The organism is Paenibacillus sp. LHD-38 (assembly GCF_031157315.1).
Taxonomy (GTDB): domain Bacteria; phylum Bacillota; class Bacilli; order Paenibacillales; family Paenibacillaceae; genus Pristimantibacillus.
The window spans coordinates 49,543-64,708 of the sequence record NZ_JAVIFU010000009.1; the positions used below are offsets into that span (position 1 = coordinate 49,543).

The 15,166-nt window shown below is 40.5% G+C and carries 10 protein-coding genes; 2 read left to right on the forward strand and 8 right to left on the reverse strand.

Features of this window, described 5'->3' with window-relative positions; translation table 11 throughout:
* Nucleotides 1-29: 29 nt before the first annotated feature.
* The 5 genes from RCO25_RS09760 to RCO25_RS09780 all read right to left on the reverse strand — a co-directional run bounded on the left by RCO25_RS09760 (nucleotide 30) and on the right by RCO25_RS09780 (nucleotide 7,631).
* Nucleotides 30-1,685 carry an extracellular solute-binding protein gene (locus tag RCO25_RS09760; protein WP_308995959.1) on the reverse strand — a complete coding sequence of 552 codons (1,656 nt, stop codon included), beginning with the start codon at nucleotides 1,683-1,685 and terminating at the stop codon, nucleotides 30-32.
* A gap of 41 nt (nucleotides 1,686-1,726) precedes the next feature.
* On the reverse strand, nucleotides 1,727-2,641 hold the full coding sequence (locus RCO25_RS09765) for a carbohydrate ABC transporter permease (RefSeq protein WP_308995960.1): 915 nt from the start codon (nucleotides 2,639-2,641) through the stop codon (nucleotides 1,727-1,729).
* Between the two features lie 20 nt (nucleotides 2,642-2,661).
* Complete coding sequence (locus tag RCO25_RS09770) at nucleotides 2,662-3,633, reverse strand: ABC transporter permease (protein ID WP_308995961.1); 972 nt, start codon at nucleotides 3,631-3,633, stop codon at nucleotides 2,662-2,664.
* A gap of 320 nt (nucleotides 3,634-3,953) precedes the next feature.
* Nucleotides 3,954-6,260, reverse strand: a complete 2,307-nt coding sequence (locus RCO25_RS09775; protein WP_308995962.1) for a helix-turn-helix domain-containing protein — start codon at nucleotides 6,258-6,260, stop codon at nucleotides 3,954-3,956.
* A 72-nt stretch (nucleotides 6,261-6,332) separates the two neighbouring features.
* The gene (locus RCO25_RS09780) at nucleotides 6,333-7,631 is read right to left on the reverse strand and encodes an ABC transporter substrate-binding protein (protein ID WP_308995963.1); all 1,299 of its coding nucleotides are present in this window, start codon (nucleotides 7,629-7,631) and stop codon (nucleotides 6,333-6,335) included.
* 89 nt (nucleotides 7,632-7,720) lie between these two features.
* On the opposite strand from RCO25_RS09780, the gene RCO25_RS09785 reads away from it, so the two are divergent.
* Nucleotides 7,721-9,547 carry a sensor histidine kinase gene (locus tag RCO25_RS09785; RefSeq protein ID WP_308995964.1) on the forward strand — a complete coding sequence of 609 codons (1,827 nt, stop codon included), beginning with the start codon at nucleotides 7,721-7,723 and terminating at the stop codon, nucleotides 9,545-9,547.
* Nucleotides 9,540-11,102, forward strand: a complete 1,563-nt coding sequence (locus tag RCO25_RS09790; RefSeq protein ID WP_308995965.1) for a response regulator — start codon at nucleotides 9,540-9,542, stop codon at nucleotides 11,100-11,102. Before RCO25_RS09785 ends, RCO25_RS09790 begins: the two co-directional genes overlap by 8 nt.
* 205 nt (nucleotides 11,103-11,307) lie before the next feature.
* Here RCO25_RS09790 and RCO25_RS09795 read toward each other — a convergent pair whose 3' ends face one another.
* The 3 genes from RCO25_RS09795 to RCO25_RS09805 all read right to left on the reverse strand — a co-directional run bounded on the left by RCO25_RS09795 (nucleotide 11,308) and on the right by RCO25_RS09805 (nucleotide 15,166).
* Nucleotides 11,308-12,111 (reverse strand): acyltransferase domain-containing protein, encoded by an 804-nt coding sequence (locus tag RCO25_RS09795; protein WP_308995966.1) that lies wholly within the window; start codon nucleotides 12,109-12,111, stop codon nucleotides 11,308-11,310.
* Nucleotides 12,112-12,960: 849 nt separating this feature from the next.
* Nucleotides 12,961-14,268, reverse strand: coding sequence for an ABC transporter permease (locus RCO25_RS09800; protein ID WP_308995967.1), 1,308 nt, complete (start codon nucleotides 14,266-14,268; stop codon nucleotides 12,961-12,963).
* Nucleotides 14,261-15,166 carry an ABC transporter ATP-binding protein gene (locus RCO25_RS09805; RefSeq protein ID WP_308995968.1) on the reverse strand — a complete coding sequence of 302 codons (906 nt, stop codon included), beginning with the start codon at nucleotides 15,164-15,166 and terminating at the stop codon, nucleotides 14,261-14,263. The genes RCO25_RS09800 and RCO25_RS09805 overlap by 8 nt, the downstream gene beginning before the upstream one ends.

Consider the following 15,166-nt stretch of genomic DNA (forward strand, 5'->3'; position numbering starts at 1 on the left):
TAAGCCCTATTTATAGATTCTATAAGGTATTATTGATTATATGTGTTTTGATAGATTTCCAGATAACGGTTGACATTCAGCTTTTCAAAACCGTTCAAGTAACTTTCCCATTCTTTTTCGATGTCTTTTGCGCCTGTAATAAATTGTACTGTGTTTTCATTAATATATTTATTGATATTAATCTGCAAGAGCGAGACTTCTTCTGCCTCTGCAGGATCAATCCAAGCTCCTTTAGCGATGAATATATCTTCCGGCTCAAATCCATCATATTTTAAAGTTGCGTTGAAAAGTCTTCTTTCATAGCCTTCAGGTGAAAACTCATCTTCTGGCGCTGCAATCGAATCTCTCAATTCTCTCGTTAACATATTCGGGCCTCTTTCTCCCCAAGCGTAATACCTTTTTTCTGCTTCCTCCTTCTCTTCTTCTTTTGGATCAGCTGGAATCATCGCATATTTCGCTTGTTTGCCGGTTAAGTCAATATCCCCTGATTCACCTTTTCTCCAGTTAACGCCTTCTTTTCCTCTGGCTGCGAACATCGTTCCTTCCTCGCTATATAAATAGTCTGCCAGTTTAATTAAAGCTTCTGCCTTTTCGCCTTTCGCTTTTTCAGTAATCGCAAATGTAAGTGTATCTACAGCTCCGTAATTAGCAGTCGTTAATTGAACGCCATTCGGCCCTTTTAACGGTGGTACAACATCGAACGCTCCCGATTTTTCATGAGCCAAATCCATGAAGACAGCCAAATGAGTTGCTGCTGAAGCACCAAGGATGGAATCCCCCTCACGTGTCCCCATCTGCTTGAGGGCTTCCATATTTTGAGTGAAAGTACCTGTGTCTATTAATCCTTCTTCATATAAGGAGCGAATATACTTCAATCCTTCTTTCCATTCCGGTTTCATGGCCGCCAAATCAAGCTTCCCGTTTTCTACGTTAATAAAATCCTTTCCGTTATTGTGGATAAAGGCATTCATCAGGAAAATGGTCGGACTGTTTCCTATTTCGCTAGTTTCTCCGCTTAATGGAATTTCATCTTTTGCTCCATTTCCATTGGGATCATCATTTTTAAATGCGCGTAACACATTTTTAAACTCTTCTGTCGTTGTAGGCATCTTTAAACCTAGTTTTTCTAGCCACTCCGTATCCATCCACATTTTACCATACCTTGAACAGTGGTAGCATTCGTTGATAGATGCCAAGGCGTAAATATTGCCATCAGGCGCTGTTATCCCGTCTTCCAAATATTCGATTTCCCCCATTGCCTTTTTAATATTTGGCGCGTATTCATCAATTAGATCATTTAACGGGAGAAATACGCCTTCTTTTCCATACTTCTGTACATCTATTTTCGAAAACCCATCTAGCCATGTAACTGCAAAATATGCATCCGGATAGTCTCCGCTGGCGAGAGATAATTGTTGTTTTTCCTTCGCTACATCCTGGGGAGCAAACTCCCACGTAATTTTAATATTGAATTTTTCCTCCACATGTTTTGTAAATTCATTGACGTCGGCTCTGAATTCACCATCCCATGACAGCTTGGGTGTGAAAATCGTCACTGGGATCGGACCGCCTGCACCAGTGTTTCCGCTTTCCTTACTTGTGGACGGTTCATCCTTCGAAGGCACACAAGCCGATAATAAAGCAATGATGAATAACATAATACTTAGCATCTTTAGTTTTTTCATATTTTTATCCCTTTCATTTATAAATTGTTGTCACCTGTTTGTTACCCCTTTAATGAGCCAATTAATACACCCTTCACAAAGTACTTCTGCACAAACGGATAGATGATAAGGACCGGTAAGCTGGAAATAACTATAAGAGAGTATTTCATTAATTCCCTTAATCCTTGTGCTTTTAATAATTGCATAACATCACCGTTTGGATCCGCGTTCAATATCAATACACTTCGCAGGATAAGCTGTAACGGATATAGTTGTTCGGACTTCAGATAAATCAATGCATCAAAATACATATTCCATTTTGCAACCGCATACATCAGAACTAAAACAGCAAGAATCGGTTTAGAAAGCGGCAACACGATGCTCCAAAAAAAACGGAAATCACTGCAACCATCAATTTCACTCGCTTCAGCTAATTCATCCGGGATCGTTGTCTGGAAGAAGCTTCGAGCAATAATAACCTGAAACACCGCTAATGCCGAAGGCAGCAGTAGTGCCCAAATAGTATCGATGAAATGAAGATTTTTTACGACGAGATAAGTTGGAATTAAGCCGCCATCAAATATCATGGTGAATACAAGCAAAATGATGATGATGCTTCTGCCGTAAAAGGTTCGTCTTGAAAGCGGATAGGCGAGCATAACCGTAATGCTTACACTGATCAGCGTTCCGACAACCGCATAGAAAAGCGAGTTGGAAAACCCTTGAATAATTTGCGGGTTTTTAAACACGGTCGTATACCCTTCTAACGTAGGATTAACCGGAAACAGCCATACTTGACCGGAAGTTACCGCCGACGGGTCACTAAGGGAGGCGCTTACAATATAGATAAGCGGGTATAACACAGAAACTAAGATCAGACATAGAAAGAAATAAATACCTCCGAGAAACAATCGGTCAACCGCTGATTCTCTTATTCTCGTTTTATTCGTACCTTGTGTGAATGGCTTCCCGTTCATTGTCCTCCTCCTTACATTCCTTACCATAAACTTGAAGACGAAAATCGTTTTGAAATCGTATTAGCCGTTATGATCAAAATAAAGTTCACAGCGGAATTAAACAAACCAACAGCCGCTGCAAAACTATAATTTGCTCCTAGTAATCCGATTTTATAAACGTATGTGGCAATCACTTCACTTGAACTTGTGTTTAAATCATTTTGCATCAAATAAATTTTTTCAAAACCTAGCGACATGATGTTGCCAATGCTTAACACAAGAAGTACCACAATAATCGGCGTAATCCCGGGAAGGTCTACATAAGTGATTTTCTGCAAACGACTGGCACCATCTATCTTTGCAGCTTCGTACAAGGTTGGATCAATTCCAGCCAATGCCGCTAAATAAATGATTGCAGCGTAACCAGTATTTTGCCACACGTCAGACCATACATAAATCGATTTAAAGTATGCCGGTATACCCATAAAATTAATCTGCCCGATGCCAAACAACTCGAGAATATTATTAACTAATCCTGCATTTGGAGATAGGAATAAGATAATAATCGATACCATAATGACCGTCGAGATAAAAAACGGTGCGTAGGTAACGGTTTGTATTAGCTTCTTGAAGCGGGCATTACCTACTTCATTTAATGCTAGTGCCAAAATGATTGGACAGAGAAATCCGATGATCAGCCCATAAAGACTCAAGCCAAGCGTATTCTTCATCAACAGGGAAAAGTTCGGGCTTTCAAAAAAGTAGCTAAAGTAGCGTAAACCTACCCAATCACTTCCCATGATCCCCTTTGTGACGCTGTAGTCCTTAAAGGCAATGACGATTCCGGCCATTGGTACATACTTGAAGGTAATTAAAAATGCTAAAGGAACGATCGCTAATAAATAGAGTTGCCAATGCCTTTTGATTTTTTTTGCAGCTGAATATTTTTCCGCACTCACCTTTTTTTTGCTTGTCTGTTGAATCCCCGGTTGTTTGACTCCTCTCAGTTCCATTTCATTCCCCTTTCATTATCAAATTTCCGAACAAACTCTAGGGTGATATTCTGTGATGATAGCGCTATCATATGATGATTGCGGAAATACGAAAAGGGACAATTCATTTGCAGGTTACACCAAGCAACTCCTTTATTATCAAGGGGTTTTATATGTCCAGCACCTATAACCGTACAATAAATCAGAAGGGTACATTTAATTAAACCTGCTGTAGAAAGGATAATAATAGCCTTTGGCTTGTTCAATGAATTTAAAAATCCCCCTACAAACGCAGGAGGACCCTAATAATGATGTTTCTTGGAATCTCTTATAGATTCACTTCATGAGTTCTCAATAACCGTTCGATACTCTGTAGGGGATAAACCAGTAATCCGTTTAAACGCCCTTCTGAATGAATGGCTGCTATTATATCCGGAAGCAATAGCAATATCTTCAATCGAATCATTCGATTGCGTGAGTTTTAATTTTGCATAGTTCATTCGAATTTCCTCAATATAATCAGAAATGTTAACTCCGATATTATTTTTAAAAATGATCGGAATTCCTTTTTCCGGATAACCGACTGCATCAGATAATTGGTACAGGGTTAAATCCGGGTCATGAAAGTTCTGCTTGATATATTCTTTTATTTTTAATATCAGCACCTGGTTTCCGGCAAGCTTTTGTTTTTGTATCCTTCGAGCAATATCGATCATCATCCACTTTATTTGGTCAAAGTCTTTACTAAAGATGCTATTCTTACCCATCACTCTTTCCAGCCTGTCTTGAATATCTTCCATGATGATATGATTATTTCCCGTATTCTTTGATAAGATTCGAATCATTGTCTCATGTAATGCGCCAATTAGTTGGCTGCCATTTTGCTGGGTTAACCTTCTTTTTACAACATTTTCGTCATGCATTTTATTAAATGATTCTATGACCTCTGTTTCTTCACCGTTCATAACAGAATTAATGAGTCTGATCTCTAATTCGATCGGATAATAATAAACATTCATTTGCTCTACCGGTTTGTTCGTATATCTATACAAAGTCGCTTGCTGATCCATGGATAGTATAAACGGTAGACTGGATTTCACTTCTTCATATGCTTTCGAAATTCCCCTGATTCCTTGAAATTGTTGGCTCATTCCTATAGTAACCTGTAAACTATACTTATCTTTTAATAGATTTATGAATAAATTAAGCTCCTTCTCAATTTTCTCATCATGGATAAGGTCATTTTCGGAATAGGTTAGAAGAAAAATAATTTGATTCACATCATAATGAAAGAGATAAATATATTCATGAAACTTTTTCTTCACTTCATTTTGGATCATCAGACGTGCAACATTGATTTCATCCAACATTTCCTTATCAAGTTCGCTAGAGAAATGAATAACTTGAATAATACCAACATATCCAATATCGCCTTTCAATCGGATATCGGCCTGCTCCAGCAGAACACCTGCATCCCTCATAGATGTTCTTTCTCCCATAACGACAGAGCGCAACACAGAATCTTGCAGGATCGGTTGTTGTTGCTGAATTTGATTTTTTAGATCGGTATTTTTGGAAATCATATCCTCAACATTACTATGTAAAAATTCATAAGGGTTTTTTATTTTTTTCGTTTCTGAAAGCGGGATAATACGTAATAGACGACTTAATGGAATGCTGTTATTAAACGAGAAAACAAACGCAATACAAAGTCCTGCCAAAATAGAGATTAAAGCGGTTATCATGCTGATCGTTTTGATATGATTAACATCTGCCAACAGCTTGTCCTTAGAAATTGCCGCTACATAGGTCCAATCATTATGTTCGGATTTTAATTCTATATACATAAATTGCCCATTTTCCACATCAACAAAAGGTTTTCCGGAGGAATCCTTACGTATAGCCGTATTTTCAGTTGAATCATCACTAAAGAGAATATCCCCTTCTTGATTATATACATACGTAAACCCGTTATATTGAGCCGAAATCGGGCTTAATAACGAAGTGAATTCGCTTTCATTAATCATTAAGACAACATTTGCCTTTGACGATAATGAATTATTTAAAGGCAACGATTGTACATAGGTAATAACCGATTCTTTCACCGTATTGGTTCCCCGTTCCATAGTTACGTTTGCAGCGGGAATGTACATACTCGAGTAAAAATGCTGATTAATATTGGTGTTCCATTCCTCAAAACTCATTTCATCATAAGTATAATTATTGAAAAAATCTTCCGGACGTACATAAGCAGATCTAGGAGTTATAATCGTATCAATTTGATTAAAATAAATATAAAATCTGCTGAGAAGCGTGTTTGTATGCACCAGCTGTTCAAGACTTTCACGAACCTTGTATATATCATAAGCAACAAGCGTATCGCTAGCAGATTTTCGATGCATTAATTGCCTGATATCCTGATTAAAATGCAACTGATAAATGAACTGTTCGATTTCTATATTTTTCTGATCGATCGCGGATATCATTTCTTTCAACAATTTTGTACTGCTTGTCGTTGCATGATCTACGATTTTATTAAGACTCACTTGATATACGATAAAACTTGCGATTAAAGGGATCACGAGAATCAAAATATACGATAATAGAAACCGTCTGAAAATGTGCATTTTTTGGAGATAATTAAGCATCTCGTAGTTTGCTCCTCCACCAGAACTTTTCTCAATTCTAACATGCTATCCGGATAGTGAAAAGTTCTAGCGTCAACGATGCAGGAGGTCTGATAACTCAAGTGGCGACATCGTTTTATTAATAACACGATTTAGATTATTTTTGAGCATCTCTATTGCCTTCTCATCCCACAAGGATTCCAGTGTCCATATATGAATCTCAGATTCTCTTGCAACACTCAGCGCCATTCCTAGCATAGGCGACACCTGCTTAATCCAGTTCAGATCGATATGAGGGTTGGAAGGCGCTTGATACGTCTCCTCCACCATTCGCTTCTGAACCTCATCGCTCAGCAAATATTTGAGAAACCTCACGCTAGCCTCAATCTTCTTTGGATCTCCTGTGTTGCCAATCACATAGCCTGACGATGGCGATTCATAAGAAACCTTTAAGCCGTCATATCCAGGGAAAGCAGCATACTTGATCTGTTCATGATTTTTGGATTGGGCTAAATCATTGCTTTCCCACACTCCGCTAAAGAAAAAAGCCAACTTAGAGCTTTTGAACTGCTGAAAAATGTCATTTCGACTAACTAGCGAGTGGTCGCTATAGGAATAAGCTTTGCGCAGTGCATCCATCGCCTTGATAAACTCAGGTGTATTGAAATCAATCGTTCTTTTTTTCATAAATTCCGTTCCCGCTTTATTCTCTCCCGCAATTCTAGCGCCAAGAAAGTTCAAGCTTTGATCACTCCCCATCATGAGCGGCTTTACACCATTCTGCTGTTCTTCCGCCCAATTTACAATCTTATCGCATGCTTCCCAAAACTCTTCCCATGCAGCCGGAAGCTTCACTTCTGTGTATGGTGTACCGTCGGTGGTAACACCCGCTTCCCTCAGAATCTCTTCATTGTACCAATAGCCTATAATTTCGAGCACATTGGGCAGCGTGTAGATAGCGTCGTCCTTCATCCATGCTTTCAGAATCGACGGGTGAATATCATTTCTAAATTCTTCATCCGCATCTATATATGGCTTAAGATTCAAGGCCTTTCCTCTAATGATCGCGTTGCTAAGAAAGCGGCTCTCACCGTTTGTAGATATAATATCCGGCATTCTGCCCGCAGCCAGTTTATCATTTGCCTTATTAATAATAATGGGAAGATCAGGTGATGAATCTAAAATCACTTTAACATCTGGGTTTTCCAATGAAAAATCCTCATATATTTTCCGCATATTCACATGATCAAGAGATGAGCCGCCATAGCCATGCATAAGCGTGATCTCAATAACTTCTCTCTCTGGTGTACTACTGCATGCCGCCAAACTCATCGCCATGATGAATGCCAAGCTCCAAAGCCCCATTCTCAAAGCTATCTTCCACAGCTTCAAACGAACACACCTTCCCTCACCGTTATCTTTCATGCTATCATCTATTTATTATACTTGACAATAGCCTCGTTTGATTGGAGTTGAATGTTTTGTCTACTGATCAAATGAATAAGAAGCAGTCTCTTCGGTCCAAAATCATTTTATTTGACATTGCGACAACTCTCATTCCACTCATATTATGCACTTTTCTTTTAATTACCCTGATTTTCAATGTATTGACTGACTACATTCGCAATGATACCGTTTTCTTCCTCAAGCAAACCAATACTAATTTTCAGAGTAAAACGGAGCTTTTGGAGGACACGCTGCTGCGCTTTAGGAACAATGCTGTTATTACGGATTACTTAACCAATGCAGCGGGCAAAGCCGGCGAGGCGGTCACAATAGGTACAGCTGACAATGATCTCTATGCGCAGGTAGAAACTCAATTCGAGCTGTCTGCCAATCTATACTCAGATAAAAATACAGTCAAACTGGAGCAGCCTTTTTTGGATAAAATATATCTGTTCGATAACAACGGAGTAGCCTTTAACGCCTTTTATTACCAGCCTCTAAAGTCGCTTATGAAGGAATTTGACAAAAAATATACTGCAATGTACAAGGAATTCTTTCAAAGTACGAAAGAAGTTAGCTTCGTCATAGAGGAGGACCATATCCATCTCCTATTCCCCCTCTATTCCGATTCAATGCAATCTATTGGAACGATTATTTTCGTCATCAATCAAAGCAGCGTGCATGAAATTATGCAAGATATAGGTAACTATAACGACTCCTTCTGGTTCATGTTCGATGGCCAGGGCGAACTTATTTTATCGAATCATTCTGATAAGGTTTCGCCTGATGAAGAGCGGCAGATTATATACACTTACCAGCAGGACGCCTATGAGAAAATGATTGGAACTAAGGAATATCTCGTCTACACCGAAAGAATGAATATGGATTTCAACAGTGTGATTGCTATTCCCAGCAACCAGCTTTCTACCTTGCTGTTTAATTCAATCAAGGCTTATGTTTATGTTTTTATTCTCATAATCGTCCTTGTGATCCTATTTACGATATTTTTCATTAACCGGATAACAAGGCCGCTGAAGGAAGTCGCCTCTAGCATGAGACTCGTAAGCAAGGGCAGATTTGAAATTAAAATGCCTGAATTTAAAAGTCGTGAGTTCGCCCATGTGAGCGAAGTGTTCAACACGATGATGGATAGAATCAACTATTTAATCCAAGATGTATATAAGAAGCAACTGATCATTAAAGAATCTGAACTCAAATTTCTACAAACACAGGTCAATCCACATTTCATGTTTAATGTGCTGAATACGATCTCCTTGAAAGCCAAAATGGACAACAATGATGAAGTAAGCCGCATGATTAGCTCGTTTGCCGGACTTATACAAGCCAGTATTTTTCGCACAGGCAAGGAAAAAGTAAAGATTAAGGAAGAGCTTATTTACGTTGAATTTTACTTGTATTTACAAAGCTATCGTTTCGAAGATAAGCTAACCTACCGTATTATTTTTGAAGATGAGAACTTATTAGAGTTATACGTGCCTAAGCTTGCCATTCAATTTTTAGTGGAGAATGCAGTTATGCATGGCATTGAGCCTAAGCCGGGAGAAGGCTTTGTTGAAGTATATATTCATGCTAAGAACGATCGTTTATTTATCGATGTCAAAGATAACGGGATTGGCTTTCAAAATATGGAGGGTAAAGTAGAGCTTCCATTTAAAACCGTCGATCATAAAAAGGGACATAACCATGTAGGGCTTAATAACGCCTACAAAATCATTCAATATTTCTACGGTCAAGATTATGGAATTCATATATACACCAAAAAAGATGAAGGAACTACGGCAACAATTCAAATTCCATTCGATCGTAAAGACCCGAAAATGGAGGAAGAGAACAATGTATAAAGTTATGATTGCCGATGATGAACCGATGGTTCGTAAGGGGTTTATCCATTTGATCAACTGGCATGATATCGGTTGTGAATTAACCTATGCAGCGGTTGACGGTCGTGATCTTCTCGATAATCTAAATGTATATCAGCCAGATATTATTATTAGTGACGTGAAGATGCCGCGAGTAGACGGAATTGAAGCGGCGCAATATATTTGGGAGAATCAAATAAAAACCAAATTTATCCTGCTTACAGCCTATGCTGATTTCTCTTATGCCAAATCAGCCATTAAATATGGTGTTGTTGAATATGTGACCAAAACAGGTGCGCTTGAGGGTATAATTGAGGCTATAGAGAAAGCGAAGGTGCTCATTGAGCGTGAGCGTTCGGAAAGTAATGCGGTTAATCTTGATTTGCTGAAAACTAATTTGCTTAAATCTATTCTGGACAGCTCGCTTTTTAATCATGAAGAAATGCTGAGCTTATCGGAAAAATATAAGATCAACCTAGAAAAATACGTTGTGCTAGCCATTAAATTAGATTCAATTGAAGAAGAGGACCTGCATAAATCACAGCTCTATATGAAAATAAGCAATTTCTTCAAAATAGCTTTCAACGAATATTCCACTTATGTTATTCCACTTAGTAGGGAAATGCTGTGCGTCGTCGTTAATGGGCTGGTTTCAGATAACACCCAGCGAATTATTTCTATCTGTCAGGAAGTACTGATCACTATTGAAAACTTCAATAATTACAGTGTTTATATTGGTGTTAGTCTTAGCAGCCATTCTATCTTAAAGCTTTATGAAACTTATCAGCAGGCTGCATCAGCGATCACTGATCGGTTTCTTAATGAAACAAGCAAGATTTATTCCTATAGTTCACTTGATCCTGCAGCGCCTCTCTACTCCGCACAAAACGATCAGTTCGTAGAAAAAATCATCCAAGAAATAGAAAAGGGCTTAACCAAAACCGCCTTGCAATACCTTGAACAGCTTCTTCTTATTCAACAATTGCACTCCTTCAGCGAAAAAGATATTAAATATACCGGACTTATCATAGAAAGCAATTGCAAAAAGTTCATCTCTGCTTACAGTGCCACAAGTACCAGCACAGCGAATGTGAATGCCAGTGATCTTGCAGGCCATGCCAATACCATCGTTGAAAGTCGTTTTTTCAGTGAATATGCAGATAGGCTTAAACAAATCGTAACCAAAACCTGTGATCTGATCTATGAGGCAACGCGTGGAAAAAACAATATCATCCTGGAAGCGCTTAATTACATTAACGCTAACTTTGAACGCAATATTACACTCAATGAAATAGCAACTCATATTAATGTGAACAGCAGCTACTTAAGCCGAATGTTTAAAGAGAAAACAGGCGACACCATCATGAACACGATTCACCTAAAAAAAATTGAGAAAGCCAAGAGCTATCTCATTAACAGCAATATGAAGATTCAAGAAATTGCCGAAGCCATTGGCATTGACGATAACACATATTTCTCACATTTTTTCAAAAAGCATACGGGGCTTTCGCCTAAGCAATATAAAGATGCTCATTGACAGTAGAGTTGACCAACTATGGCTTGTGTAAACACCGATTGTAATATACCCAATATAATCGAAAGCTACCGGATGAAGCACGCGCAATGAACGGTATTTGAATGTTTGCTGAATGAACCCAGCTGTAAACGTCTCGTAATTCCTTGAATGAAAAGAGCCGCTGCCCGTACAGAAACGGTCAAACGGCTCGCGGTCTCTCTCACTATTAGAATATTATTCCATATCCGTTCCCCAGCTGATTACCGGCCATCAGATAGGCCTTTGCGCTTTGCTGCAATGACGTTCGCTCTTCATAAAGCGAAGGGTCTTCGCACACGCGGTTGAATATCCGTTCCTCCGCTTGCTTTGCATCGCGGTCCACTTCATAGACGACGAAGTTCTTCTGGAACTTCAGGATGTTTGAAGTCGGCGGCAACACTTCGCTAAGCTGCGGATAGAGCAGCCACGACTGGCATACGAAGATTGAAGGATTGCCCCGGAAGAACGCTTTCGCCATCTCGAACGATCGCTCCACGCTTTGCCCATCCAGCGGTCCGCCTTCCGGGATATGAACGTTGAGCGCCAGTTCTCCCTTGCCGAACTTTCTTCCTTCCGTCTTCACGTCTTGATCCAACGCTATAGGCTGGAATTGCAGCCGGCCTAGCCGAAATAACCGTAGTTGAACGTGCTCCTGCAGCCACCCGTATTCTTCGATGCCATAGACGCCGAAATCCAGGTAACATTTCTTGCTCCATATTTGCAGATCGGAGAATGTGTCGTAATAAATATCGTCCGATATGCCTCGGGCCCTATATTCTTCATAGGCATCCACCGCAAATCTTGCGAATAGGGCCAAGAACGTCTCGCGGTAAGACAGCGTTTGCTTCACGCAGTCAAAGAAGGCAAGCCTATCGCTAATAAACTGCTTTTTTCGTTGATTATAGCTTTTATCATTGATATGAATCCGATTGATCGTCTGACGGGCGCCCTCATCCAACTGAATACCTTCGCACAATTGATCCAAGTTCATTTTGCCGGTCTCCTTCTGGTGATTGTAAGAATAGGTATATTATACCACATCTTTCACCCCACCCAGCTATAAATACATGTTTAACCTAAGAATAGAACAATGGGAAAGAATTCTGCAATTGTGCAGGATTAATCCTGAATTACGAAAGTAACGCCTCATAAAAATACAAAAAATGCAATTCTGAACTTAGTCCCAATCTTTGTAATGCTACCCGCCATCCTCTCTCTATTCTCGACCAATTGCAGGGGATTCCCCTACCTCAAATCTATATGGTAGCACGTACAATTGAAATACGTAATTGAATGGCTTGTTGCCAAATGGACTTCAGACAAGACAGCATATTAGTATGTAAATAAAGTTTGGGCTATATTTGGACTACAAAAATAGGACATTTGACCGCCTTCGTCCAGAACGTAAAGAAGATCGCCAACCACCTGTCCAAGCAGGTAGGATAAGGCGATCTTCTTAAGTTTTATACCTCAATTCATTCTTTTCACTACACCAACTACACAACAAAGCCCCGAAAACGGGTTTTGTCAACAGCCTGACCAGCCATCTAAGATGACTGGTTTTTTCCCATCCCTATAGCAAGCTTCTTTATTTCCTTGACCGAAGATCATTAATGAGTATAAGCTAAGCGTCACCGACATCCCTGTAAGCAAACCCTTAACAAATTCATGCATCGGGACATCACAACTTGAAAAATGTTTTTACACTCTAGTTGTGTTCCCAATACTCAGTAATATTAAAGTCTCTAGGATAAATTGTCGTTCATTTTACCTTCATAATACTATCAAACTACCGCCATTATTAAACCAAGTCTACAACAACAACATCCCTATCCAACCCCTAAACCTTATAAGCCTTCATCGCCTTGCGCAGCTCCTTAAAGCTAGGACGCTTGCCGTACATCAATACGCCCGTACGGTATATTTTCGCCGATACCCATACCGCAATGTAAATGGTGACCAGCAGGATACCGATCGATGCCCATAGCTGCCACACCGGCGGATCGGACAATCCAAGGCGGAGCAGCATGACGAATGTCGAGAAGAACGGAATGAAGGAAGCTACCTTCACGAGAACGCTGTCCGGGCTTGAAATGCTGAATATCGAAATATAGAAGCCGGCCAGCGACAGCATGGTGATGGGAAGCACCGCTTGGCCCAGGTCCTCCGTACGGCTGACAATCGATCCAACCGCAGCGAATAACGTTGCGTACAAGAAATAACCCGTCAAGTAGAACAAGATAGCATAGAGAAGCAGCATCGGATCAATTTGAGTTAAATCGATATTGTATTGATCCAACATTTTGTTATTATGCGGCAAGCTGATGTTCACGATGATCACGATCACGTAAATCGTAATTTGAATGAGTCCCACCAAAAACATGCCGACGATTTTACCGAACATTTGCTTCAGCGGCGAAACGCTCGTAATGAGCAGCTCCATGACCCGCGAGCTTTTCTCTGCTGTAATTTCCGATGCAATCAATTGTCCCGTAATCATAATGGCCATAAACAGAAGAACGACGATGAAATAAACGAGTCCCATATTCACGGCTTGCTCTTCCGGTGTCTTGCCTTCGCCTACGTTGCCTGCGCCTTCCGTGGCGGAAATTTGAACCGACGCGATTTCAATCGGTGCGTTCAGCAAGGCCATCTGTGCATCCGTTAAGCCTGCATCCTGCAATACGGTAGCCTGACGAATCGCTTGAAGACCGTTTTGAATCGAGCTGGTTAGATCGAATGCAAGCAGCTTCTCGGATTTATACGTGACTGCCGGAAAACCGCTGTCGGTCATTTGGCCAAAGGCTAAGTACCCTTTCACGTCTTTATCCGTAATAGCTTGCTTCAGCTGCTTTTCATTCTCAGCCTCCGACCCTTTATCCTCGTAAGGGATAAGCTCTACGCCCGGCTTCTCCTGCATTTCGAAATACGCTTTAAGCTGATCGCCTGTGGCTGTATCTTCTGCTTGCTGCATCTGGATATATCCGATTTTCGTAACTTTGTCTCCACTGCCGAACTGCGAGAAAATATAAGGTAGATTAATAGCGATAGACATAATAACCGCAATAATGATCGTCGTAATCAGGAATGCTTTGCCTCTGAATTTATTTCTCAGCGTAAAACCTACTACTGTCCAAAACTTATTCATGGCTATCACCGCCTACTGTTTTAATAAAGATTTCATTTAACGTCGGTTCCTTGATCTCGAATTTGGTAATCGTCGTTTGCTCCAAAGCTCGGCGCAAAATTTCGCCGCCTGACGCTTCATTCGCAATGCCGACCTCATAGCCGTATTCATGCCGGTTAACGCTCGTAACGCCTGCAATCCGTTCCAAGCCCGTAACTTCTTTCTCCGTGTTCAAAATAACGCGTTCTTTCGGGAATTGTTTTTTGATTTCCTTCAAATTCCCTTTCAGCACGACGTTAGAGCGATGCAAAATCGTAATATTTCGGCACAGCTCCTCTACATGCTCCATGCGATGGGTAGAGAATAGGATACTCGTGCCAGAATCACGCAGCTCCTTAACCGTCGATTTAAGCAGCTCAACGTTTACCGGATCCAGTCCGCTGAACGCTTCATCGAGAATGACGATTTTAGGAGAGTGGATTACGCTTGCGATAAATTGAATTTTTTGCTGATTACCTTTGGAAAGCTCTTCGACCTTCTTGCTGTAATACTCCGGAACCTCGAAGCGGTCCAGCCATTTCTTCAAGCTTTGCTCCGCATCCTTCTTCGACATGCCGCGCAGCTGGGCCAAATAGATAAGCTGGTCGCAGACGCGCACCTTCGGATACAAGCCTCTTTCTTCTGGCAAATAACCAAGATTGCTAAGCTGATTGTGACTGTAGGCCTTGCCGTGATATAAAATGTTTCCTTCGTCCGGGTAGATCAGACCAAGCACCATTCTCATCGTTGTTGTTTTTCCTGCGCCGTTGGCGCCGAGCAAGCCGTAAATCTCTCCCTCGCTTACCTCAAAGCTGATGCCGTTAACGGCCGTTTTATCCCCGTATTGCTTAAAGACTTTCTCTACTTTTAATGGATTCAA

Coding starts and splice junctions, on each gene's coding strand:
- RCO25_RS09760 (WP_308995959.1), bottom strand. CDS start 1,685: ATGAAAAAACTAAAGATGCTAAGTATTATGTTATTCATCATTGCTTTA.
- RCO25_RS09795 (WP_308995966.1), bottom strand. CDS start 12,111: ATGAACTTGGATCAATTGTGCGAAGGTATTCAGTTGGATGAGGGCGCC.
- RCO25_RS09790 (WP_308995965.1), top strand. CDS start 9,540: ATGTATAAAGTTATGATTGCCGATGATGAACCGATGGTTCGTAAGGGG.
- RCO25_RS09770 (WP_308995961.1), bottom strand. CDS start 3,633: ATGGAACTGAGAGGAGTCAAACAACCGGGGATTCAACAGACAAGCAAA.
- RCO25_RS09775 (WP_308995962.1), bottom strand. CDS start 6,260: ATGCTTAATTATCTCCAAAAAATGCACATTTTCAGACGGTTTCTATTA.
- RCO25_RS09765 (WP_308995960.1), bottom strand. CDS start 2,641: ATGAACGGGAAGCCATTCACACAAGGTACGAATAAAACGAGAATAAGA.
- RCO25_RS09800 (WP_308995967.1), bottom strand. CDS start 14,268: ATGAATAAGTTTTGGACAGTAGTAGGTTTTACGCTGAGAAATAAATTC.